Annotated in this window: 21 protein-coding genes and 2 pseudogenes; 18 read left to right on the forward strand and 5 right to left on the reverse strand. The window is 41.2% G+C overall.

Translation table 11 applies throughout. The features are described 5' to 3' along the window. Nucleotides 1-29 precede the first annotated feature (29 nt). Nucleotides 30-1,397, forward strand: a complete 1,368-nt coding sequence (gene rlmD, locus FLK61_RS05485) for a 23S rRNA (uracil(1939)-C(5))-methyltransferase RlmD (protein WP_176008506.1) — start codon at nucleotides 30-32, stop codon at nucleotides 1,395-1,397. A 410-nt stretch (nucleotides 1,398-1,807) separates the two neighbouring features. Here the strand turns inward: rlmD and mgrA are convergent, their stop codons facing one another. After that, a complete protein-coding gene (gene mgrA / locus FLK61_RS05490; RefSeq protein ID WP_176008507.1) occupies nucleotides 1,808-2,812 on the reverse strand; it encodes an L-glyceraldehyde 3-phosphate reductase in 1,005 nt (334 codons plus the stop codon). A gap of 287 nt (nucleotides 2,813-3,099) precedes the next feature. Here mgrA and FLK61_RS05495 point away from each other — a divergent pair, with 287 nt between their 5' ends. The 5 genes from FLK61_RS05495 (at nucleotide 3,100) to FLK61_RS20170 (ending at nucleotide 8,260) form a co-directional block, all read left to right on the forward strand. After that, nucleotides 3,100-3,243 (forward strand): hypothetical protein, encoded by a 144-nt coding sequence (locus FLK61_RS05495; RefSeq protein WP_176008508.1) that lies wholly within the window; start codon nucleotides 3,100-3,102, stop codon nucleotides 3,241-3,243. A gap of 139 nt (nucleotides 3,244-3,382) precedes the next feature. Further along, nucleotides 3,383-4,009, forward strand: a complete 627-nt coding sequence (locus tag FLK61_RS05500) for an FMN-binding negative transcriptional regulator (RefSeq protein WP_176008509.1) — start codon at nucleotides 3,383-3,385, stop codon at nucleotides 4,007-4,009. 123 nt (nucleotides 4,010-4,132) lie between these two features. Further along, entirely contained in the window at nucleotides 4,133-4,624 is a 492-nt protein-coding gene (locus FLK61_RS05505; protein WP_176008510.1) for a VanZ family protein, read from the forward strand. Continuing rightward, nucleotides 4,625-5,023: an NPCBM/NEW2 domain-containing protein gene (locus FLK61_RS05510; protein WP_176008511.1), complete on the forward strand. Its 399-nt coding sequence runs from the start codon at nucleotides 4,625-4,627 to the stop codon at nucleotides 5,021-5,023. A 501-nt stretch (nucleotides 5,024-5,524) separates the two neighbouring features. After that, nucleotides 5,525-8,260, forward strand: a complete 2,736-nt coding sequence (locus FLK61_RS20170; RefSeq protein WP_176008512.1) for an S-layer homology domain-containing protein — start codon at nucleotides 5,525-5,527, stop codon at nucleotides 8,258-8,260. 694 nt (nucleotides 8,261-8,954) lie between these two features. On the opposite strand, the gene FLK61_RS05520 is transcribed toward FLK61_RS20170, so the two are convergent. From FLK61_RS05520 to FLK61_RS20180, 3 genes and pseudogenes are all read right to left on the reverse strand, one after another. Continuing rightward, nucleotides 8,955-9,677, reverse strand: coding sequence for an alpha/beta fold hydrolase (locus tag FLK61_RS05520; RefSeq protein ID WP_176008513.1), 723 nt, complete (start codon nucleotides 9,675-9,677; stop codon nucleotides 8,955-8,957). 120 nt (nucleotides 9,678-9,797) lie between these two features. Further along, nucleotides 9,798-9,917, reverse strand: a pseudogene (locus FLK61_RS20175) (transposase); the annotation flags it as partial. Between the two features lie 7 nt (nucleotides 9,918-9,924). Then, a complete protein-coding gene (locus FLK61_RS20180) occupies nucleotides 9,925-10,968 on the reverse strand; it encodes a transposase (protein WP_176008515.1) in 1,044 nt (347 codons plus the stop codon). Between the two features lie 196 nt (nucleotides 10,969-11,164). On the opposite strand from FLK61_RS20180, the gene FLK61_RS05535 reads away from it, so the two are divergent. Next, nucleotides 11,165-11,374 carry a hypothetical protein gene (locus tag FLK61_RS05535; protein WP_176008516.1) on the forward strand — a complete coding sequence of 70 codons (210 nt, stop codon included), beginning with the start codon at nucleotides 11,165-11,167 and terminating at the stop codon, nucleotides 11,372-11,374. 229 nt (nucleotides 11,375-11,603) lie between these two features. Here the strand turns inward: FLK61_RS05535 and FLK61_RS05540 are convergent. Further along, a pseudogene (locus FLK61_RS05540) lies at nucleotides 11,604-12,709 on the reverse strand (IS4 family transposase). Nucleotides 12,710-13,473: 764 nt separating this feature from the next. Here FLK61_RS05540 and FLK61_RS05545 point away from each other — a divergent pair. The 11 genes from FLK61_RS05545 to FLK61_RS05595 all read left to right on the forward strand — a co-directional run bounded on the left by FLK61_RS05545 (nucleotide 13,474) and on the right by FLK61_RS05595 (nucleotide 23,362). Continuing rightward, nucleotides 13,474-13,905 carry a hypothetical protein gene (locus FLK61_RS05545; RefSeq protein ID WP_176008517.1) on the forward strand — a complete coding sequence of 144 codons (432 nt, stop codon included), beginning with the start codon at nucleotides 13,474-13,476 and terminating at the stop codon, nucleotides 13,903-13,905. 352 nt (nucleotides 13,906-14,257) lie between these two features. Further along, entirely contained in the window at nucleotides 14,258-14,869 is a 612-nt protein-coding gene (locus tag FLK61_RS05550) for an FMN-binding negative transcriptional regulator (RefSeq protein ID WP_176008518.1), read from the forward strand. A gap of 55 nt (nucleotides 14,870-14,924) precedes the next feature. Further along, the gene (locus tag FLK61_RS05555; protein WP_176008519.1) at nucleotides 14,925-15,872 is read left to right on the forward strand and encodes a VanZ family protein; all 948 of its coding nucleotides are present in this window, start codon (nucleotides 14,925-14,927) and stop codon (nucleotides 15,870-15,872) included. Between the two features lie 257 nt (nucleotides 15,873-16,129). After that, nucleotides 16,130-16,366, forward strand: a complete 237-nt coding sequence (locus tag FLK61_RS05560; RefSeq protein WP_176008520.1) for a hypothetical protein — start codon at nucleotides 16,130-16,132, stop codon at nucleotides 16,364-16,366. Between the two features lie 23 nt (nucleotides 16,367-16,389). Then, nucleotides 16,390-16,611, forward strand: coding sequence for a hypothetical protein (locus tag FLK61_RS05565; protein ID WP_176008521.1), 222 nt, complete (start codon nucleotides 16,390-16,392; stop codon nucleotides 16,609-16,611). Between the two features lie 106 nt (nucleotides 16,612-16,717). Continuing rightward, nucleotides 16,718-17,287, forward strand: a complete 570-nt coding sequence (locus FLK61_RS05570) for a hypothetical protein (protein ID WP_176008522.1) — start codon at nucleotides 16,718-16,720, stop codon at nucleotides 17,285-17,287. Between the two features lie 50 nt (nucleotides 17,288-17,337). After that, entirely contained in the window at nucleotides 17,338-17,778 is a 441-nt protein-coding gene (locus tag FLK61_RS05575; RefSeq protein WP_176008523.1) for an SRPBCC domain-containing protein, read from the forward strand. Nucleotides 17,779-17,889: 111 nt separating this feature from the next. Next, nucleotides 17,890-19,068: an iron-containing alcohol dehydrogenase gene (locus FLK61_RS05580; protein WP_176011145.1), complete on the forward strand. Its 1,179-nt coding sequence runs from the start codon at nucleotides 17,890-17,892 to the stop codon at nucleotides 19,066-19,068. A 959-nt stretch (nucleotides 19,069-20,027) separates the two neighbouring features. Beyond that, complete coding sequence (locus FLK61_RS05585) at nucleotides 20,028-20,489, forward strand: hypothetical protein (protein WP_176008524.1); 462 nt, start codon at nucleotides 20,028-20,030, stop codon at nucleotides 20,487-20,489. A gap of 93 nt (nucleotides 20,490-20,582) precedes the next feature. Next, nucleotides 20,583-20,747, forward strand: a complete 165-nt coding sequence (locus tag FLK61_RS05590; RefSeq protein WP_176008525.1) for a hypothetical protein — start codon at nucleotides 20,583-20,585, stop codon at nucleotides 20,745-20,747. Nucleotides 20,748-21,112: 365 nt separating this feature from the next. Further along, entirely contained in the window at nucleotides 21,113-23,362 is a 2,250-nt protein-coding gene (locus FLK61_RS05595; RefSeq protein ID WP_176008526.1) for an EAL domain-containing protein, read from the forward strand. Nucleotides 23,363-23,374 lie beyond the last annotated feature (12 nt).

Genomic DNA, 23,374 nt, shown 5'->3' on the forward strand with positions numbered 1-23,374 from the left:
GATATGGAACGGAAGGGATCGAACTAAACATGAGCAAACCACCAGTAACAAAAAATGATACCGTAAGCGTCACATTTAACGACGTTACCCACGATGGCGCGGGCGTTGCAAAGATTAATGGCTACCCGCTATTTGTTAAAAACGGCCTGCCAGGTGAAGAGGCAGAAGTGAAAGTAGTCCTTACGAAAAAAAATTACGGCTTCGGTCGTATTATAAAGCTAACGAAGGAAAGTCCATCCAGAGTGGAGCCACCTTGCCCTATATTTTCTCGCTGTGGAGGCTGTCAATTACAGCACATTAGCTACACGGGACAGCTTGAGTTAAAGCAAAAGCAGGTGAGAGACGTGCTTGAGCGCATCGGTGGGATCTCGGATGTGCCGGTGTATGAGACGATCGGCATGGACGATCCTTGGCGCTACCGCAATAAATCACAGGTACCATTCGGCGAGCAAAACCGTCAGATTGTTGCAGGCTTTTATGCTGAACGCAGTCACGAGATCGTGGACATGGAGGAGTGCCTGATTCAGCACGAGGATAGTGATAAAGCGGTGCGGCTCGTGAAGGAGCTTTGCGAGACGTATGGCATCCGCGCCTATGACGATAAATCTCACAAAGGCACGCTGCGCCACGTCGTGATCCGTCACGCGCGCGAGACGGATGAGCTCATGATTGTGCTGATCACGAAGGACAAGGCGCTACCGAATAAAAAGAATCTCGTGAACGCGCTTGTAGAAGCATTCCCGAATGTAAAATCTGTTGTACACAACGTTAATCCAAAACGCACAAACGTTATCTTTGGCGATACTTTCACGACTCTTTGGGGCGAAAATGAGATAACGGACTATATTGGAGACGTCAAATTTGCGATTTCCGCACGTTCGTTTTATCAGGTCAACCCAGTGCAGACGAAGGTGTTATATGATAAAGCGTTAGAATATGCAAATCTGACAGGGAAAGAAACGGTTATTGACGCATACTGTGGCATCGGTACGATCAGTCTTTTCCTCGCACAGCAAGCAAAGCAGGTATATGGCGTGGAGATTGTGCCAGAGGCGATTGAGGATGCCAAGCGCAACGCGAAGCTAAATCATATCGAGAACGCCGACTTCTTTGTCGGCGAAGCGGAAAAAGTCATGCCATGGTGGCAGGCACAGGGCATTCAGCCAGACGTCATCGTGGTCGATCCACCGCGTAAAGGCTGCGAAGAAAGCCTCCTCGACACGATGGTGACGATGAAGCCAGAACGCATCATCTACGTCAGCTGCAACCCAGCTACGCTCGCGCGTGATGTGAAGCATTTAGTGGCAAACGGCTACGAGCTAAAGCAAGTGCAGCCAGTCGACATGTTCCCGCATACCGGGCATGTGGAGTGTGTAGCGTTGGTAAAGTTAAAATAGCTTGGTGTTAATAGGTTTAACAGTTTTTACCTGAAAATGGAAGGCTGATTTATGTTCCCTCGAACTGATTGTTTGGGGGATTTTTTACTGCCCCGGGGGTTTACCTTCTACGCAAAAGGAGCGACTATGTGTTAAGTGGTAGAATAGTTTATTGGTGTATCAAATAAAATCGAAGTTAAGAATGAGGAATTAGTGACTTCGTATGCCTTGTTGCTTTGCAGTCAAGCTGGATCCTAATCCTTCCATTTTATATTTCATTACAAATTTCAACTTTCATTCCTCCATGTGTGTTACTATACAAAATACTCCCCCCGTAAGTTAGAAGGTGACTCTAACTTACGGGGGGAAGTACTACCACAGTGAAGATGAGAATTTTTATATTAAATGGACACTCTACTTGTTTTCTTCAATCACTGGTCTTTAAGAATGTCTTCAATCGCTGCAATTTCATCACCTGTAAATGTCAGGTTATTGAGAGCTTTAACATTTTCCTCAATTTGGCTCACACGACTTGCCCCAATTAATGCAGAGGTGACTTTATTGTCTCTTAATACCCATGCTAAAGACATTTGTGCTAGCGTTTGCTCTCTCTTTTCAGCAATTTTATGCAACAACTGAATTTTTTCAACGACTTCATCCGTAATATTATCTTCTTTTAGAAAAACACCTGAAGTTGATACACGCGAATCCTTTGGAATTCCATTCAAATATTTATTCGTAAGTAAGCCTTGGGCAAGTGGGCAAAAAGCAATAGATCCTACCCCTTTATCCTCAAGAACATCTTGTAACCCATTTTCGATCCAACGATTAAACATTGAATAATTTGGCTGATGAATTAGCATTGGTGTACCCAGGTCATGTAAAATTTCCACAGCTCTTTTCGTTTGTTCTGCATCATAGCTGGAGACTCCAACGTAAAGTGCTTTTCCTTGTTTAACCATTTGATCAAGTGCACCCATCGTTTCTTCTAAAGGTGTGTCAGGGTCAAAACGGTGAGAATAAAATATATCAACATAGTCAAGATTCATTCTTTTCAAACTTTGATCAAGACTAGCTGTTAAGTTTTTCTTAGAACCCCATTCACCGTATGGGCCATCCCACATCTTATAGCCTGCTTTAGATGAGATGATCATTTCATCCCTATAAGGCTTAAAATCTGTTTGAAGAATACGTCCAAACATTTCTTCTGAAGATCCTGGAGGTGGGCCATAGTTATTAGCAAGATCAAAATGAGTAATTCCAAGGTCAAAGGCTTTTCGTAGCATTGCCCGTCCATTCTCATAAGAATCTACTCCACCAAAATTATGCCATAGACCTAAAGAAATAGCTGGTAGCTTAAGGCCTGACTTACCGGTGCGGTTGTACATCATATTATCGTAGCGCTGATCGTTTGCAATGTAAGGGTTTATTGGCATGTAGGTACTTCCTCTCTAATTCGATTTTTTATTCGGGTAATCGTGAGTATGTAAGAAAGGTAATCTATTACGAAACGAACCTCCTATTTAAGTTAATTATTATGGAAGCGCTTTTCATTCATAAGTATAATTCTAAATGGATAAAAAAACAAACAGGGTGCCTTCCACAAAACAATACAGGTTTTTTATTATGAAGCGGTTTGGCTGGTTTAAGTTCGGTTTTCTACTGGACTTAAGCTAGCCAGTTTTTGTCTGATACGAATCATAATGGACCATTTATGGGGGACATGTTTAGTCAACATATTATTAATACAATTCAATATCATCAATCTATCAAAACGTATGTGAAGCGGGTGGCGTTGTTGATGTTTATGAGGACAACGTATAACGGTGATGATGGGGCTTTCTTAAATGAGGGAAACTATTTTTAATAATCTGAGTATAAGGATTATAGTACAATAGAAGTTATGTACCGAATAGATAAAGTAGATACCTTAAACAAGATTCAGGTATTGTAAGCAAAGAAATACATCCTACACACACAAATAAACTAATGAAAGGAGCACCTCCATGTACATTCCCACTTATTACAAGGTTACCGACGAAAAAACAATGTATGAAATTATACAAGAAAATAGCTTCGCGACTCTGTTTTCTCAAAGCGATAAGATACCTCACGCCACGCATTTGCCACTGCTACTAAACTACGAAAAGACGCATTTATACGGGCATTTTGCGCGTCCGAATCCGCAGTGGCAAGAAATCATGGATCAGACGGTGCTCGCGGTGTTTCATGGACCGCCCTGCTACATCTCACCATCTTGGTATGAGACGAATCAGACGGTGCCGACGTGGAATTACGTGACGGCGCACGTGTATGGCAAGGTTAAACTCGTCCATGATGAGCAGGAGCTACGTGATTCGCTAAGTCAGCTGGTGGAGTACTATGAGTCACCGGACAGTGGCTATACGTTAAATGATATGGAGGAGAAATTTGTGGCTGGGTTGAGTAAAGGCGTGCAGGGCTTTCGGATGACTATTACGAAGATCGAGGCAAAGGCGAAGCTGAGTCAAAATCATTCCGAGGAGCGGCGAGAGTTAGTTGTGAAGGAATTAGAGAAGGTTCCACATACGAATGAGCAGCAAATTGCATCACTGATGAAAAAGTATCTTAACAAAGAAATGGATCCTAAGTAATTAGATTTTGGTCACACCAACACCCTTATATAATCATATAAACAAGAGAAAAGGGTACATACAATGCTTATGGGACGAACGAGAACTGTAACTGCATTCGCACTTTTTATTTAGACAGGTGTCATGCTGTACTTTTTATATATTGGATTTGGGCGCACCATTTCTACAGGCTTAGGGACAGGCGGATTTAGTCTTATACCCGACGGTATCCCGTTATCCTTGCCGACAAATGGAGTAACGTGGTATTGGTTTTATAACACGGCAAACTTTGCGACGTTTATACCGTTTGGATTAGTACTTCCATTGCTTGTTAACGTTCGTTTTCCTATACTGATCGGTGTTTTTTTAGTCACAATTACCATACTTGAGCTTGGGCAATGGGCTACTGGACTAGGTATTTTTGATACATCGGATATTTTGACCAATGCCCTCGGAGTATCAGTTGGTTACGTGGCACAGGCTATAGGTCGAGGCAAACATCCTATCACTACAGCTACTATTGTAAGACTAATAGGCACTGTGACTGCGCTGACTATCGCAACAATTGTTTTGTTTCACGTGGTGAATAGGGCATACGATGCGGTTACGCGCGTCGAGCTGGGAGATGAGATTTGAGTGGATCAATTGCCTATCCTCTCTGGCTCCTTAAATTGGGAAACAAATGTGCAACCGTTTCAAATCAACGGGGAAGATGTGACCCCTCTATTAAATATGTTCCGTTATGATAACCAAAACAAAGCGAGTGTAACCTATGAGTTAGGTAGCAACTATATAACCCTTTCAGGGTCGATTGGTGTACCTGACGACATAGATGATGGAGAAGTGACGGTCACAATTACCATGGATGATGGGGAGGCTGTATCTGATGCAAACACACTTGGTTCTAGTAACCGAGGTCCAAACTCTTTCGAGATGATGGTGCAAGGCGTCGATGAGATGACGATCACAATTGACGTTGGAGACGAACTTTCATCCGTAATTCTTTGGGATTTCATCGTTACAGAAAAGAAGTAAAAAATGCCACGATAGATAGAGGGGCAATTCTCTTATTGAAGTAGAGGAGTGTCCGTTATTGTATAAACTTGTAAGTACGACTTCTTGCATAGTTAGTATCATCTTAACTTTTATGACTGTAGGGCATTCTCTTTTACTGGGCTATCCTTTAGAGGAAGAGGCCCTTTTATATTGTTGTAAACATACGGCATCTCCAAAAAAACGCCCTATTCGCACTATAATCCTACATAGTAGTAATAATTCATTCATCTTCTTGATAGTTTATTCACATAGCTTTAACTTTCACTCAACAATTACCTTTTATACTAGACAAGGTGTGGTAAGAACGGTTCCGATTTAAAACCATGAATTCGGAATGAGCGAGACTTACTTAGATACATAACTAAAGGGGGATTATGGAACAGTTAGTATTAAAGCCCCGCCTTAGCGAATAGAGATCGCAATTAGTTGCTGGCTTTCCGCACAACGAGTGTCAGAGTAGTATAAAAGGAGGAATAGAGTATGAACGGGTGGAAAAGACAAGGGAAAAAAATCGTTACAGTATTAGTTGTACTTGCTGTTGTAATCACGTCGATGAACACAGCGTATGCTAACGGGTCGGTGTATGCAAACAATGTAAGCATTCAAGCAGTTCAGTTTTCAGATATTAACGGACATTTTGCTGAAAAGCAAATTGAAGATTGGAATAAAAAAGGATTAATCATAGGTTTCCCAAATGGGACATTCCAACCTAACCAAGCTATTACGCGAGCAGAGTTTATGAGTCTTGCTAATAGAGCATTTAATTATACGACTAAAGCTGATATTAGCTATCAAGATGTTTCAAAAAATATGTGGTTTTACGATACTGTTGCAGTAGCTAGCGCAGCGGGTTATATGCAAGGGTATACGGATAATACGATAAAGCCTCAACAAGCTATTACTCGTCAGGAAGCAGCAAAGGTGATAGCTGTCATAAAGAATCTACCAGAGAAGGAGCAGTCTGCTAGCTCTTTTCAAGATTCATCCTCTATTCCTACTTGGAGCAAAGGCTTTATAGGCGCAGTTGCAGCAAGTAACATGATGAATGGATATCCAGATGGAAGCTTTAAACCTCAACGAAATATGACGCGCGCAGAAGCCGTTATTACGTTTAGTAATGCTTTAGACATTGATGCTTCAAAGCCATCAAAACCAACAGGAACTACATACAACTTAAATGTTGATGCTCCGGCGGTAGAAGCTCCGCTACCTGTCGTGCAAAATGGTGGGAATGCTGGGGATAGTATCTTAAAAAATATTGCCGCAACCAATCCGTTTATTAAGATTTTAGATGGTTTTGAGCAGGTCTGGTCTTTAAACCAGCCAGAGTGGAGAGACGCTACAGCATTAACGGTTCCGGGTGCAAATGGAGAAGTAGCGAACTATGGAGACGGACCTACTGTTTATTTTGACGGATACAAAAATGATAAGAATGCAGTAGTTGCAGATAAAAAGACGTATGCTAGTGAAGAAATTAGAAATAAAGCAACGTGGGAAGCGAACATTAAATATGTGGAGGAAGTCACTCAAAATCGCACAGATGAAGAGGCTTTGGCGGCATATTATGATGATCAACGAGACAAAATTTACAGTATGATCGATGGTTTTGGACCTTTGGCGAATACGTATGTAGATATTGTTGAACCAACTACAAGTGTAGTGAGATCAGTCGATGAAATGAATAATGTGTTAGAAGAGGCGACTGTAGAGGATCAAAGTCAAGGAATTGGATCTAACTGGGACGAAAAGGAATTGGCAGATATGGTAGGTTTAGTTGATTTATTTAGATTTAGAATACCTGCTTCCTCCAACCCAGCTAAATATTTCTTCTCCTCTCCACGACCATATCGTATGAATTCGAATGGAGAAGTAGTAGAAGTAGTTGATGAGAATGGATTAGCTGTGTGGGAAACAATCGGAAGTGGGGAGTCATCACGCGAACCGCTTGCATCCGGTGGCTCAAAGCAATCAGGAGAGCGACACTTCCAACAATATGAAACAAATGTAGAAGTTATCCCTGCATTAAAGTATGTAGGTAGAATAGCAGAAGATGGACGAGGAAAAGATGGTGCCTTCCCAAGTGGTCACACTAGTGCATCTTATTTATCAGCGTTCGGATTTGCAATGGCAACTCCTGAAAGATATGCAGAATTTTTAACAAGAGCTGCTCAAATGGGAGAGAATAGAGTCGTAACCGGCATGCATTCTCCGCTTGACATTGTAGGAGGAAGAATTCAATCTACGGCAATGATTGCTTACGCGTTAAATCAGGATGAGAACAAAGAGAAGTTTGAGAAAGCATATGAAAATGCTGGTGAGGTATTCGGAGCGCTAGCAGAAGAAAATGGCATGAGCTTATATGATTTTGCCCATACAGTAACAGAGGATTATATGTTCGAAAGTGCGTATGATGAGACGAAATGGGAAGATCACGATGAAAATAAAGCGTTCTATAGAGAGAAACTCACCTATGGACTTCCACAAACTGGAGAAAAAGGTTTAGACCCTGAAGTGCCAGAAGGAGCAGAGGTTTTACTTGAAACTCGTCAACCATATTTAAATGACGAGCAACGCAGAGAAGTATTATATACAACTTCCATTGATTCTGGTTATCCAGTAATAGACGAATCTAATGGTTGGGGGAGAATAGATTTAGTAACAGCTGCTGATGGCTATGGAGCGTTGTTAAGTAATGTAACGGTTGATATGGATGCTTCTAAAGGACGTTTCAATTCCCAAGACTGGTGGAGAAATAATATCAGTGGAAGTGGAATGCTGACGAAAAAAGGGACAGGTACACTTACATTAACTGGAGATAACACCTACGAAGGTGGAACCGTCCTTCAAGCAGGAGTGTTAGAGGCCACATCTAAGACTGCTTTTGGTAAAGGTGATTTTTATTTAGAAAATGGAACAGTCTTAGTCAATACTTACGGAGCTTTACGTATTGCTGGCAACTTTACTATGGAAGATGGAGACGTATCTCTAAAAGTGAATAATGGTAGCAGTCAAATGAATGTAGATGAAACAGTCTATATTGACGGAGGAGATCTAACGTTAGACCTCTCGGAAGTTGACATCAAGGATTCTGCTACTATGACGCTAATGACGGCTGGAACAGTAATCGGACAATTTGATAACGTCATGGCTGAAGGCTTTGAAGTTAGCCTTTCCTACGAGAAAGATCGAATTACTGCACGTGTAACAGCTAAATAATTGTTGCTTTTTGATAACCATTGAATCCAAGACAAACTCTTAGGCAATCCCCCTTTATCGGACGGGAGGCTACTGATAAAGTCCAAAATGATACACATAATTAAATAGACCGTTCAATTCTCGCATTATAAGGGATTGAGCGGTTTTTATTTTATACTGTAGATAATCTAATGGGAATCGCTGGGTTTCATGAGGTCAATTAGAAGTGAGGAAGCGAATAGACGCCACAGTCATATATGATGAGTTGGAGGAGAGTCAATCATCTAGTAATTCCTACACAGACTATATATTTGACCTTAACGATATTAAAGAATATATTAGGAGAAATTATTTCATACGAAACGTATATAGATGGTAATTGGAGTAATACGTTTGACTTACCTAATGTAGAAGACGTTAGTTTGGGCATAGAAAGAAGGTTTGGAGATTGGGAAATTTCTGAAGTATCGCTTTCTTTATTGGGTATAAGTCTTACCGGAAAGGGGAAAACCCTGATCCAAAAAAGCTAAGCCTGCATATAAATAAGAAGGACGGCACAATTATTTCAATGAAGTAAGTATATATTAGCGATCAACACGAAGGGGACATCTAACACTTATGGCAGATAGCTTGCCCCTCAAACGGTACGTTCCATTTCTATAAACGAAAAAAATATTTTTTAAAATACAAATTAATACAAAGAAGAGAGGAAAATTTACGTTTCTCTCTTCTTTTCTATTAGTCCTTTAATCGCATTAATAACGTGATCAGGTTGATCATGGTGAACGTAGTGTGAGCTGTTTTCAACGATGAAGAATGTGCAATTAGTAAAGAAATCGGCTTCCTCCATTTGTAACTTGTTCCACAATTGCTGTGAAGCGGTAGTATAAAGATTTTTATTACCTGCCGCAAGTATGAACGTTTCAATTGATTCCCTTATGGGAGAGTGATGCGCCAGCTGTAAACTTGAGTGATATTCCTCGTAATTCCCCTCGCTAGTAAATTGTTCAGTATAAGCCTTTTGAAATGAGGATGGCATGGTAGGTAAAAAGTTCTCCTTATATGTTGTGGGAGGAGTATCAAGGAGTAGTAAACCCACAACAGTATCAGGGTTAGTCGATGCAAATACCCTCATATTAATTCCTCCGAAAGAGTGACCGACCAATATATATGGAGGAGGCACAGATGCTTTCTCTATGAGTTCTTTTAATTCTTTAACGATGAATAAAGAAGTTCTCGGATTGATACTTTTGCTGCTTTTTCCTGTTCCTGCTCGATCATATATAAAAACGGACGCTAGCTTCTGTACGCTATGAACAATGGAATCCCACGTTTGAGAAGAATCTCCATATCCAGCATCTAAAATAACTGTCGCTCCCCCATGTAAAACTTGGGTAAATCTATAATATATTTCGGACGATATTAATTGTGCTTTCATTATCGATCAATCTCCTTTTTTTCATATGAAAATTGGGTCAGACTTCAATATAATTGCCTATATACATCATATCATTGATGGTAAAATTAAGGTTCTTAACCATAAAGTGTAGTTGACAGGTCAATTCGATTGACCTGTCTCTAAATAGATCCGCATTTTAAAGTGCTCATTATTTCGATATCCATATGCGCGACGCTTAATAAGTTTGATCTTATTATTGATTCCTTCGATCATGCCATTAGAAGCTTCATAATATTGCAGCCGCCACTAATGAAGCCTTTCGCTTAGAAAGAGTTTTGGCAATACTTTGAACGGAGCTAACAGAATGAAAGGACCAGCGTTTAAACCAAGCGTCTACTTGTTGGTTGGCTTCTTTTTTCGTGGTGCTCTGAAAAACAGCACGAATATCCTGTAAAGCTTGATAAAGAGCCCTTAGGGGCTCGTCTTGTTTCAACCTTTTCTCGACTTCATGTTTTTCCTCATCCTTTAATTCATTTGGATCTTGGTACAAAAGACGAATCGCTTTACGTACGTCACCATGTTTTTTATCTGCGGATACGAGAGTTTTTCTACGTCTATTTAACGCATCGGTAAAGAATTGAAAAATGTGAAATCGGTCTAGCACATGCACAGCGGAGGTGCAAACCTCCTCAATTGCTTTTGCCATCGCTGAAGCAGCGTCGCTAACTACGACCTCAGCATACGGTGCCGATGAAGTTAATACACGCTTTACGGACTCTGTACTTCGCCCTTCTGCAATATCTAAGACTTGTCCGGTCTCCAGATCAGCGATCGCCACACCGTAGGTGTGACCTTTTCGCATAGCAAAATCGTATACACTAACATGGGTTGCTTGCTTATGTTGGGCATGTTTTGGAGCTTCTTCATAGAACCATCTTTCCAACGTCGAATAAGGAATATCAAAATGACGAGAGATATCGGCAATGGCTCGGCCACGACACTCTTCAAAGAGAAAGGTGCGAAAAGAATCCGTAGCTCTTCCTCGTTCAGGAATCCCTGGCAAACACACGGTATAAGTGGCACCACATGGACGACAATATCGTCGTTCCGATGGGACGCGTACCCAGATGATACCTGTTTGTGGCGTAAAGCTGTGCATGAGTGTTCGAGTTTTCGTTGTCATACGATTCGTTTTCCCGAAACAAATTGGGCACAGATGGCACACGGGAACATCAGATAAAGAAAGCACCCAGCTTCCATCTTCTTTATTAGCATCTACTAGCTCGTAATGTGGCAAATCAATGAATTCTTTGATAAACTGATGTAGCAAGCGGCAAACCTCCTCGTGTTTGTCTAGACAACTTCCACGATAAAGGATCTGTCGCTTGTTTTCATTTTATCTGCTTACGTGTCAACTACACCTCGTGGTGAAGAACCAAAATTAGTGTGTATCTAATAAAAATTGACATGGGAGGGTGCTTAACTAACTTATAAAGGAGTCGGTTAAAAATGAAGGAGGAAGAAAAATGTTTTTTAGGATGAGGCGGTTATCAACACTATTTTTTGTGGTAAGTGGTATTAGCTTATTCGTGATCATATTGCGACTACCTAATGATAATTGGAACGCTCTTTTCACTTCTTTGCCTTTACTACTGCTAATGATTAGCTTACTTTTAACGTTAACACTTCAAGTGATAGTAAATGATGTAAAAGAGTACGTAGAATCTGTAAGGTAGCTTCTATGTCTGCAAAGAGTAAATAATATGGCGGAGCACAACCTATCTATTTTCTGAAAAATAACTGGGGTCACTAGTGTTGCATAAAACGCCTTACTTCAGTTCTGAAAATTCAGATTAATAATCCTTGTTCAAAAAAGTAAAAAAAGACAATAACTCTTTAAAGGTGAGTCCGTCTATTTGTAAAAAAATATACATCTATGCCTGTGCAACAACGACGACAAGTCCCTTAGGGGACTGTTTTTCCTTTTATCTTGCGTATCCAGTAGTGTGCGGACTTCCATAATCCAGCTCGTAGATAGCGGCTAATTTGTAGCGTTTTTCGTTTACTACCTGTTTCAAGTTGAACAAGCACATGAAGGCAATAGACCATCAACGCGATAAATACCTGATTATAAATAGCCTTATCACTCTGACCATAGAACTTTTTAATGTTGAGATGTTGCTTGATCCATTTGAAAATAACTCAATGGCCCAACGGGACTTATACATCTCCGAGATCTCTTCTGCATCTAAATCAAAGCGGTTTGTCAGTAAAGAGAGCTCATTCCCTTTCGAATCAACAATTTTGATAACGCGAAAATAGTTTTCAGCTCGATTATGAGATGTTCCGATCACGACCATGTCATCCGATAAGATCGCCTCATTCTCAGGCACTCGAAAGGAATAAATCCTGCGTACAACTGCGTTCTTGCGCAATCGAGTAAGAAAGAAGTAACCATCATCAGTCATCCGATCAAAGCGCTCGTAGTCGAGGTAGCCACGATCAAACACGTAAATGCATTCTTTATCATCGACCATGACTTCTAGCTGACCAAGGTCATGTTCTTTCGCTGGTGTAAGGACCGCTTTTTCTGGATAAGACATGCCTTTTTCCATAAAAACGAGACGCAAGTGGAGTTTCACGCCGGCTTTTGTTTTCCGGAACGATGCCCATTTATGATTGGTTAGATTTAACGGTAAGGTACTAGAATCAATGATCTTAACGGGCATGATGAGCTTTGTATAGTGGGTTTTCGCATTTATTTGAGCGACGAGATCAAGAAAAAGCCGTTGAAAAAGATCTGGATTCAAGTTGTTCAGACGCCGTGATAATTGCGAAACACTAATCGAATCGAGGTCGATTTCTCGCTGGAGATCATCATTAAAAAGATGATCACTGACCTCATGAAGACTTTCAAGCTCTTCGAGCTGCGAATAAAGCAAGAGTTTCAGAAGGGATTCTGTCGTTAATTTCTTTGTGTAGTAGTCGGTATTCATGGACTCGACGAGTCCATCTAATAAAGCAAAGTCAATGGAAGAAGCCCATTGCTCAAATGATGTTTTCCGTGACAATTAACCATGAGTTGGTCCTTTATATGTGGATTTAGACGGGTTCCCACCTGGCTTATCCATTATAAAGGACTTTTTGTTTACAATAAATAAGATTCACGAATCTTTAGAAGATTAAATCAAATCGAAGATTTTAATGCAACACTAGTGAAAACATATGAATTTTACACAAGTAATATTATTAGTAAAGAAGACTTTAAAGAGATATTAAAACCGCATTACCTTTATTTATAAGTTAGATTTGTATAAACTTGTGAAAATAGTGTTTGGAAATTTTAATAAGATTATCGGCACTGACAGCGTGCCGATTATGTGCCGACTTCTTTGATAACATAGCATAAACTTTGAAAGTGATATTTCGCCAAAAGTTTATATAGCGGTGTATTTGACACTATTTGAAAAACTTTGAAAACTATAATTAATCAAGTTCGAACTAGAAGGTTCAAATTGGATAAGGTTGTGAATTAACGTTAAAACAAGTCGGAGTTTATACCACGGTTTAGTAAATAAATATTAAAGATATTAAAGTTTTGGACGGTATGGCGGCATGATGTAAAGTATAATAAGGCGAACACTGAACATCTATGTTTGGATTGTCAATATTACATCGTCCAGTCATGTGGAGTGTGTGGTATTGCAAGAGTTACGATAGCATCAAGAGCAGTGTACTTAAATAATCACGTTATATCGCTCTCGCCAATCAGTCAAAAAGCCCACTATCTACTAATTATCATTCGAGATGAAAAGGAAGATTGGAGGCAATAAGTATGAGTAATAAAAAGTTAGAAGTATGGGAACCTATTGAAGGCTTTAAAGACTCCTTACACTTTACATCTATGACGTATGAGGATGGTTTAACGTTCATTTTTACGGACGACTTAGAAAATGAATTCCACATCGTGTACGATCAAAATAAGGATGGCATGTACGTTTGGTCTGTGAGGTTTACGGAGGAGTTTAAACGTGGAGATCTCGTGCAGATAGCTGCAGATGCGAGAAAAGAATTTTTTGGATCGGAAACGACAGAATGGTGTTTTTACAAAATGATCAACTCTGATTTTATGCGTTGGCACGATCAACTCTCAGGACCAGGAAGTGACGTATTCGCTGCTGAACACCATTTGTTTATGACGACAACAGATACGTTTGAAGTACTGAGTGAATATGAGCCTAAGATTATTGTAAGGAAAAAAGATTAGTATATAAAACTTTAGAAAATAAGCTGTTGGGGTGGAGACTCTTGACAGCTTGATTTAGGTTGTCTTAATAGGATTACCTTTTAGGTGGATGCGAGCTAGTTTAAATGAGTTTATTAAATCTGTGCCTCCTATCGGCTCTGCTCAGAGGGAAATTGTTTATTCGAATTTGCTTTTCATATCTCTTGAGCAGGCGGTTCGGATTTTTTGTATTTGTATATAATCATTAGATTAACTAAACTGAAAGTAGCGATGATTACTGAAAAGGAGGTCATTTTAAAAATAAATCAACGGTCTGAAAAATAAACAAACCAAATGATAGGCTACCCCTATTACCAACGAAAGGAGCATTCCCATGTACATTCCCCCTTACTACAAGATTACCGACGAACAAACCATGCATGAGATTATACAAGATAATAGCTTTGCAACACTCTTTTCTCAAAATCAAGGGATGCCTCACGCGACGCATTTACCGCTCCTTTTTAATGAAGAGAAGACGCATCTCTGTGGCCACTTTGCGCGCCCGAATCCGCAGTGGCGTGATATCGAGAGGCAGACGGTGCTTGCGGTGTTCCACGGTCCGCACTGCTACATCTCGCCTTCGTGGTATGAGACGCATCAGACGGTGCCGACATGGAATTATGTGACGGCGCACGTGTATGGCACAGTGGAGCTCGTCCATGATGAGCAGGAGCTGCGTGAGTCGTTACGTCAGCTGGTTGATTACTACGAGGCACAGGATAGCGGATATAAGCTCGATGATGTGGATGAAACATATGTGGCTGGGTTGAGCAAAGGCGTGCAAGGCTTTCGGATAGCGATTACGAAGATCGAGGCGAAGGCAAAGCTTAGCCAGAATCACTCTGAGGAGCGGAGAGGGCTTGTCATAAACGAACTCGAGAAGATTTCGCAGACGAATGAGCAACAGATTGCGGCGCTCATGAGAGAAGGGATTCACAAATAAACGAGACAAACTGGATACCTTTTTTAACTACTTCATTATAGGAGAGAAGGAACGAATGATGTTATTGGGACGAGCAAGGCTCATCGCACTACTTGCATTGGCTGTTTACACAATTGTAATGCTGTATTTTTTGTATATTGGCTTTGGACGGAGCATGTCACTTGGGGCAGGCGGCTTTAATCTTATACCTTCGACGATACCATTGTCTCTACCGATAAATGGAGTTACGTGGTATTGGTTTTATAATACTGCCAATTTTTTAGCCTTTATACCTTATGGATTCATTATTCCGCTACTTGTTAAAGTCCGTTTTCCTAAGATTATCGGTGTCTTTTTACTGGTCATTACGACACTTGAGCTTATTCAATGGGCTACTGGCTTAGGTAGCTTTGACGCGGAGGATATTTTGACAAATGGGCTTGGTGTTACAATCGGTTACGTTGCTCAAGTTATTGGTCGAGGGAAATTGCCGTTAAGGCTCGTCACTTTCTCAAGAATAATCGTGATTAGCGTTGCCTTAGCCGTAACAACGATCACGATCGTGCATCTTTTCCATGTTGCCTATGCGAAGGTGACACAAGTTGAGCCTGGAGAGGCGTTCGGTCTTCATGAACGAACGCCAATGACCGAATCGTTTGCTTGGGAAACGGGGGAAGCACCTTTTACCATCAGAGGTGGCGAAGTGGACGTGACCACTAACTATGTACTAGTTGATAGTGAGCAACCAGACCGTGTAACGTATCAGTTGAATAGGAACTACTACTCTCTTACTGGATTTATCGGCGTTCCCGATGATTTTCCTATATCAGAAGTGGAAGTCGAGATTAGCTTGAATGATGGAGAAGCTGGAGCGGATCTCTACTTGTTAAGCAACATGACTCCAGGACCAAATTCCTTTGAAATGCCACTGCGAGAGGCCGACACACTCACTATCACGGTCCATCGAAATGATGCTACATCTACGATTCTTTTATGGGACTTCATTTTGACAGAAAAGAAATAGGATAGGTCATGCATGGATTGAAACACTTCCTAATCAGAGTAGGTGTTTTTTTCTTGCCAAAATATAACCATGATCTCATCATATATCCAATATTATCCATGCAAATACGTCACTCTAGGTCTTCCTTATCTTCATTGACAGAATATGTTGTCGAAAAGAATCGATATTTTCTTAAATACAGAAAAGTCCTTAGAGGCGAATAAACGAAAAAAGCGATATTCTTGAAGGGCATATAGGAGTGAGGCTGGAGAGGGATCATGATGATAATAAAAGTAGTCGGCACGATATTCGCTGTGCTCACAATCATATCGGCAGTCCTTGGCTTGATCCAATCAACAGACACGTATACGAGCTACATGCTTTTTTTCATGAGTATGGCAATCTTAAGTTTAGGGGTTGAGAGTCTACTAAAAAACAGACGATCCATCATTGGTGTTGCGAGCTTACTTGTGGGAGTTTTTCTTTTAGTAGTATGGGTAAGCGAGATTTTGTAAAAGGTTGAGGAAGGTGAATATAATTGAACGCACATAAAGTCTTATACAGCATGCTGCACCTCGTCATGCCACTCATCCTTTTCAGTAGCTATTTTCTCTGGGGGCAGTTCGTCCTTTCCAAGCCTCTTTGGGAAAATGTCACGGACAATCTCTCTATTTTAGCGATCTACTACATAGGTGTGAGTGTGCTTTGGTTAATGAATATAGATAACGTGGAGAAGGTACGAGATGCTAAGTCAGGGTAGGGATACTCTGGCTTTTTAGTGTGGGAAGACATTAATGCAGGGTTTTACATGCAGGTTGTAGAATGGAACATGACAAAAAAATTCGAGATAGAGAGGAATAGATCAAATGAGTGTGTTCGGCTTCGAAAAAGCGTTCCCGAGAGAATTTCAGGCAGATGTCGAATATATACGACAGCGCCTTTATCATAAAAAAGTCATTATTAATAGATTACTTGATCACAGCGACATGTGTCATTATAAGCAACGCGGAGTTGATATTAAATTTCCATACAGAATTTACTGGAATAAACTTGATTTGGACTTCTTGAACGAATGTAACCCTCGCCAACAAGTAATTCTGCACTGTATGTATACTCGTCATCATGACGGACATGAGAGACATTGGCATGCGCGTGCCCTCATTGCTTCAGAAAACTACTGGGTAATCCCATACCTTGCAAAACTCTCAGACGAATATGTGCTTGCGATTATCCAAGATATGTATGCAAGTTTAGAGGACACCAATTCAAAGGAATTCGCTCATTTTTGGTCCGAAAATAAGGAACAGCTCCGAACTAGCTATGATCGTATGGTGAGCTATTGGAATGAATATCATCGTTGGAAGTATAAAGACCTCAAAAAATATCCTGGAAAAATGCTTTTTGATTATCACTTCTCGAAGCTGGATAAAGACTGAAGCAATAATTATGACGATGTAGATTACTAATAGAAAGGAAGAATGAATACATGAAAACGATCGTATTTTCTATCCATATAAGTGCTAGTAAAGAAAGGGTTTGGCGAGTGTTGTGGGACGACGAGTCATTCCGCGATTGGGGAGACCTGATTGATGAGGGGATGTATATGAGAGGTGCTTTGGTGGAGGGAAGCACGGTGGAATTCATGTCGTCGGTCAATGGATATGGGGTCACGAGTCTAGTAAAGACGCTTCGTCCAAACGATTACGTGTTGTTTAGCCATGCTGCGGATACGCAGGAAAGTGGGCAGTTAACGCGGGAGGATGAGTGGACTGGTGGACAGGAGAGTTATTCATTAAAAGAGCAGGATGGGATGACGCATCTCGAGATTCAAACAGATATTCCGGAGGAGAAGGAAGAGACGTTTGAAGTTCGGCTACCGAAGGCGCTGGAGCGAATCAAGTATTTAGCGGAGCGTGAAGGAGCTTGAGCTGTGAATTAGCTGCTTACTAAAGAAAGATCAACAGTAGTTTCTGTGTAGAGAGAAGGGGGAGGATTTACTGTGTTATTCCGACTGTACTGTCGCGTGTATCAGGGCGTCATGAGGCTCGTCTCGGCCGTATTACCTTGGAGAAGCCCACTGATTATTGAAGGGGAGGGGAGCGTTTTAAAGCTACCGAGGGTGCTGAGCAAGGAGGGGTTGGATCGCGTTCTCGTTGTGACGGATAAAGATATCGTAAAGCTAGGGTTGATGGACGCATTTTTGCGTGAGCTTGAAAGAGAGGGAATCGTCGTTACCATTTATGATCGGACCGTTCCGAATCCGACGATTGCGAATATTGAAGAGGCCGTGGCGATGTATCAAGCAAACGCCTGTAACGCAATTATCGCCTTTGGCGGTGGCTCCGCTATCGATTGCGCGAAGACGGTTGGCGCAAGAATTGTGAAGCCGAAGAAATCTGTGCGAGAGATGAAGGGGCTTCTTAAAATCATGAAGACCCTCCCGCCGCTTGTCGCGATTCCGACAACAGCAGGGACTGGTAGCGAAGCGACGATCGCAGCTGTTGTGACCGATCCTGCTAACCATGAGAAGTATGTGATCACAGACATCTCGCTCATCCCTCACTACGCTGTGTTGGATCCGCTACTAACAAAGACGCTCCCGCCGGCTATTACGGCTGCGACTGGGATGGACGCCTTGACTCACGCGGTGGAGGCCTATATTGGTCAGAGTAGCACGCAGGAGACGCGAGAGTTGAGTAAAAAAGCAACGAAGCTCATTTTTGAGAATATCCAAGAGGTCTATACAAACGGCTCGAATCTTTCTGCTCGAGAAAAGATGTTAAAGGCTTCCTACTATGCTGGCGCGGCCTTTACGAAAGCTTACGTTGGAAATGTGCATGCTATTGCGCATGCGCTAGGAGGGCGTTATGGCACTCCGCACGGATTAGCGAACGCTGTGATTTTGCCGCACGTGCTAGACTATTATGGTCCTGTTATTTATCCATCACTTGCAGAACTAGCGGACCATGTAGGAATTGGTGATTCTACTCATACAGATAAGGACAAGGCGCTTTTATTCATAGCGGTGATCAAAGAATTAAACGAACGGATGGGTATCCCTTCGTTTATAGCGGACATCAAAAAGAGCGACATTCCTGAAATGGTGGAGCGAGCTTATAAGGAGGCAAATCCTTTCTATCCGGTGCCTGTGATCTTTTCGAAGAATGATTTTGAAGTGGTGTTTAGGGGGTTGCAGAGCGGTGGCGTGAGAGAATAATGGGAGGAGAGCTGACTGCTCTTCTTTTTTTGTGAGGAAAAGTAGTTTTTTTCTAAATATAAGCGGTGAGTTATTCTGCTTGGCGCATATGGACGTCCATTTGATGCAAAAAAAAGGCAACTGACGCAAACGTAGAGCTAGGTGATGCAACAAGCCCCTTGTTTGATGCAAATGAAACCCAATATGATGCATACCAATGCCACTTTGACGCAAGGTGATTTGAACTGATGCAAACGAAAGCCTAAGTGACGCGCTCACTTTTAAATTTGGTGCAAACGCTAAGCCAAGTTAAGCAAACGAGCGGTCATTAGACGCATGCCAAAATGGGGATACTCGAACGACTTTTCAACTGACGCACTTTCACTTCGATCTGATGCATACATCGCTTCAAGTGAAGCAAACGGAACTTCGCTTGACGCAAAGCAAACATATATACTTTTCAATACTCTAGAAAAATGCTGTCATCAAAATTTATACCTATGTACATCGTATCACTAATGGTAAAATTAGAGTGTATCTATTAACATTTTCCACGATGAGTGAGCTTAAAAAATGACTTCTTAGCTATCGCATTGTATAAGTGCTTGATTAAAAATGATAAGAACACTCACAGAAATCGAACACAATTAAACGTGCAATCATCCTTAAACAGGAGGGCTAGTAAACATGTTTTCTCGAATGAGACGTTTATCCACAATTTTGTTTATGGTAAGTGGGCTGTGTCTGTTCATTCTAGTTTTTCGTTTGCCTCATATACAGTTCGATAATTTTTATACCAGCTTTCCTTTTCTTTTACTTGTACTAACCACTTTATTAGCTATAACGATTCGCCTGATAGAAAAGGACGTGAAAGAGTACATCGATTCGATTAGATAATATAGATAAAAAACAATCAAGAGTAACTTGTACATCATTTTCTAAAAAAGTAGGTTCATGACGTGCGACTAGGGGGAGAAGCTGTGAAAAAGGCAATTATAGTAGGGTTAAGTGCGTTTGCTATTTTAATTGGCTGTTTGTATGTGGTGGAGTGGTTGGATAATCGTGAATTAGATAGGTTAGCTATTGAAAGGCGCGAGACGCGAACACTTTACGATTTAATGACGTATACAAACAAGCAGCTTGAGGCAGAAAGTATGGTAACGCGAGACGGCAGAACAGCCCCTTATTCTTTCTATGTAAATTTTGCTTATAATGCTTTTTTGACAGAGATGTTTTCGAATGAGCTAAATTACAGACATGTTTTTGAGGATAGCACGCAAGTAATGGGTGCATATAATTCAGAAATTGCAAATTTTGAAGGTGGAAGTGTTGACCGACTGTGGGAGCTAACGAACCAACTAAAAGCCATTCATGATCGATCTCTCGATGAATACGCAGAGGTAGATGATCGAATAGAAAGCTACTGGTGGAGGCCCTTTTAGTTGGTAAAAGTGATTTGATGCTAGGCACCTCGCCATACAGATGGTGGGGTGCTTGTGGTTTGGAGTAAAGGGAGTTGGTTGGTGTAAACCAAATTGCCTGACGCAAACGGAGGCCTAAGTGATGCAACAGACCCCTTAGTTGATGCAATCAAACAAGCATATGATGCATACCAATGGCACTTTGACTTAAAGCGATTTGAACCGACTCAAACGAAGTCCAAAGTGACGCATTCTCCTTTTGATTTGATGCAAACGTAATCTAAATTGACTTATAAGAACCTTAAGTTGATGTAACGCAAACAAACCTCAATTTGAAGCAAGCGCCACCTGATTTCAAGCAATTCCCACCTGATATGAAGCAAATAAATCTTCATTCGACAAAAACCACCTTCGACTAACAAAAGTAACCCCCTATTAATTCACACCCAACATCCCCTCCAGCTTCAACGCAACCCACAGTAATCCTCACTTTCTATCCTCTACGCCCTGTAATCAAAATAATATAGTCAATAAATCTCCCCCTTTTTTATCATTTACACGGAAACATTTGCCATAATCAAAAGGAAGCTATAAAATATAAGTACTATCATAATTGGTCGATTCACGCACAAAGGGGGCGGAATATGAAGATCGATGAACCTTACTTCATCACAAAATCAAAGCAGCTATGTAAGGAAAGTGGGATGGATCCTGATGTCGTTTCTTCACCAAAGCATTTCTTGTCGGAGTCTGCATTAGCTTCGAAGCGAGATTCTTATAATGAAATACTTCAAGTCGTACGCTTTTTCATCGACAAGTTACTTAAATCGCTTGAAGGGACTCCGCTGTTTATCGTTATTTCTGATGCAGAAGGGTATCTACTTGAGATGGCGGGAGATAGCACGATTCAGCAGATGGTCGAAAGTCTAGGCATCAAAAACGGAAGCCTGTTTAGGCAGGAAGATACGGGGACCAATGTCATTAGTCTAACGCTTCAAGAGCAACGTCCAATCAGTCTCATTGGAGACAACCACTATCACACGTTCCTTCATGGTGTTGCTTGCTACGGGGCTGTCTTTACGTATACGGACGAGGACCATTTACTTGGTAGCGTGTGCATTATGATGCCTTACGATCTTCGTAATCCACTATATTTAACGATGCTGACGCAGGTCGTTGATTCGATTGAGCGTGAGCTCCTTTTACGCAAGCAAAATCATAAGCTAAATATTATGAATCAAATCATGCTTAGCCGAACGCGGAATGGTGTGGTTATTACTGATGAAGTAGGTGTCACAACAGAGTTTAATGAATTCGCTGAAAAGATTTCAAACAAGAGCCGTGATTCAGTTTTGGGCAGAAGTATTTTAGAGTCCGAACTTACTGGTAGCTACTTCAAACTAGTCATTCAAGAGGAGAAAAAATTTGAGAATGTGGAACTCAGTTTCCTCAATGATCATGGGGAGCGAGTCGTGTGTCTATTCGATGCACAGCCAATCTATAACGGCAACAAAATGATTGGCGCATTTGGCCAATTTCGAGATATCACCGAACGTTATTTAATGCAGGAAAAATATAATTATCTTGCCTTCCATGATGATCTGACAAGTTTACCGAACAGACGATATATCCAACAGGATATGGAGCAAATCATTGATGGACACCAACCGGATGAGCGACTTCGCTTAGCTGTGTTATTTATGGACATTGATCGTTTTAAAGTGATTAATGATACATTTGGTCATTCAAAAGGGGACCTTTTACTCCAGGATGTTGCCCAAAGACTGCAAGATTGTATCGGTCCAAATACTAAGCTTGGCAGAATGGGCGGAGATGAATTTATTTTCGTCGTACAGGATTTTACAAACGAAGAAGATGTTGTACGACTAGCAGATCAAATTATTTCTCAATTTTCTGAACCATTCATGGTAAGCTCGAATGAGATTCATATTACAACAAGTATTGGTATCTCCTTTTATCCAGAGACGCCTGTCTCCTATGAGGCGTTTATGGTAACGGCTGATACAGCGATGTACGAAGCCAAATCACGAGGTAAAAACCGTTATATTATCTATACATCGGATATGTACGAAAGCTCAATGGATAAGCTTAAGTTGGAATCAGATCTACGTCATGCGGTCACGCATAACGAACTTGTGCTACACTATCAGCCCCAATTTTCGAACATAACGGGAGAGATCATGGGGGTCGAGGCATTGATAAGATGGCAACATCCGTCGAGAGGGCTCATTTATCCAGATCAATTCATTTGGCTAGCGGAGGAAAGTGGACTCATTTTTGAAATTGGGAAGTGGGTCATTACGGAAGCATGTAGGCAAAATAAAGAATGGCAGGATCACGGGTGTCGTCCAATTCAAATGTCTGTGAATCTATCATCAAAGCAATTCTTCCGTTCAGATTTAGTAGACTTTGTTAAAGATGTATTAGACGAGACGGAGATGCCATCTTGCTATCTAGTGCTTGAGATCACGGAGTCGATGGCAATGGACGCGGACTATGCACGCCACGTGCTAAAACACCTAAAAGAGCTTGGTGTATGTATTAGCATTGATGATTTTGGGAAGGGTTATAGCTCGCTCGTTTACCTAAAGACGTTCCCGATCGACAGCCTTAAAATTGACAAATCCTTTGTGAAGGATATTACGAATGACGATGATGACGTCAATATCGTAAAGGCGATTATTATGCTCGCGCATAACTTAGGGCTACAGGTAATCGCGGAGGGTGTCGAAACGAAGGAGCAGCTTGACCTCTTAAAAAGCTACGAGTGCGATGAGGTGCAGGGATACCTATTAAGTAAACCGATAACCGCTAAGCAATTCGAGGATTCCTATGAATCCTTAGTAAATTCGATGAAGAACTTATATGAATGAGAGGGTGGTAAC

The organism is Paenalkalicoccus suaedae (assembly GCF_006965545.2).
GTDB lineage: Bacteria > Bacillota > Bacilli > Bacillales > Salisediminibacteriaceae > Paenalkalicoccus > Paenalkalicoccus suaedae.

Coding starts and splice junctions, on each gene's coding strand:
- rlmD (WP_176008506.1), top strand. CDS start 30: ATGAGCAAACCACCAGTAACAAAAAATGATACCGTAAGCGTCACATTT.
- mgrA (WP_176008507.1), bottom strand. CDS start 2,812: ATGCCAATAAACCCTTACATTGCAAACGATCAGCGCTACGATAATATG.
- FLK61_RS05495 (WP_176008508.1), top strand. CDS start 3,100: ATGTTTAGTCAACATATTATTAATACAATTCAATATCATCAATCTATC.
- FLK61_RS05500 (WP_176008509.1), top strand. CDS start 3,383: ATGTACATTCCCACTTATTACAAGGTTACCGACGAAAAAACAATGTAT.
- FLK61_RS05505 (WP_176008510.1), top strand. CDS start 4,133: ATGCTGTACTTTTTATATATTGGATTTGGGCGCACCATTTCTACAGGC.
- FLK61_RS20170 (WP_176008512.1), top strand. CDS start 5,525: ATGAACGGGTGGAAAAGACAAGGGAAAAAAATCGTTACAGTATTAGTT.
- FLK61_RS05520 (WP_176008513.1), bottom strand. CDS start 9,677: ATGAAAGCACAATTAATATCGTCCGAAATATATTATAGATTTACCCAA.
- FLK61_RS05535 (WP_176008516.1), top strand. CDS start 11,165: ATGTTTTTTAGGATGAGGCGGTTATCAACACTATTTTTTGTGGTAAGT.
- FLK61_RS05545 (WP_176008517.1), top strand. CDS start 13,474: ATGAGTAATAAAAAGTTAGAAGTATGGGAACCTATTGAAGGCTTTAAA.
- FLK61_RS05550 (WP_176008518.1), top strand. CDS start 14,258: ATGTACATTCCCCCTTACTACAAGATTACCGACGAACAAACCATGCAT.
- FLK61_RS05555 (WP_176008519.1), top strand. CDS start 14,925: ATGATGTTATTGGGACGAGCAAGGCTCATCGCACTACTTGCATTGGCT.
- FLK61_RS05560 (WP_176008520.1), top strand. CDS start 16,130: ATGATGATAATAAAAGTAGTCGGCACGATATTCGCTGTGCTCACAATC.
- FLK61_RS05570 (WP_176008522.1), top strand. CDS start 16,718: ATGAGTGTGTTCGGCTTCGAAAAAGCGTTCCCGAGAGAATTTCAGGCA.
- FLK61_RS05575 (WP_176008523.1), top strand. CDS start 17,338: ATGAAAACGATCGTATTTTCTATCCATATAAGTGCTAGTAAAGAAAGG.
- FLK61_RS05580 (WP_176011145.1), top strand. CDS start 17,890: ATGAGGCTCGTCTCGGCCGTATTACCTTGGAGAAGCCCACTGATTATT.
- FLK61_RS05595 (WP_176008526.1), top strand. CDS start 21,113: ATGAAGATCGATGAACCTTACTTCATCACAAAATCAAAGCAGCTATGT.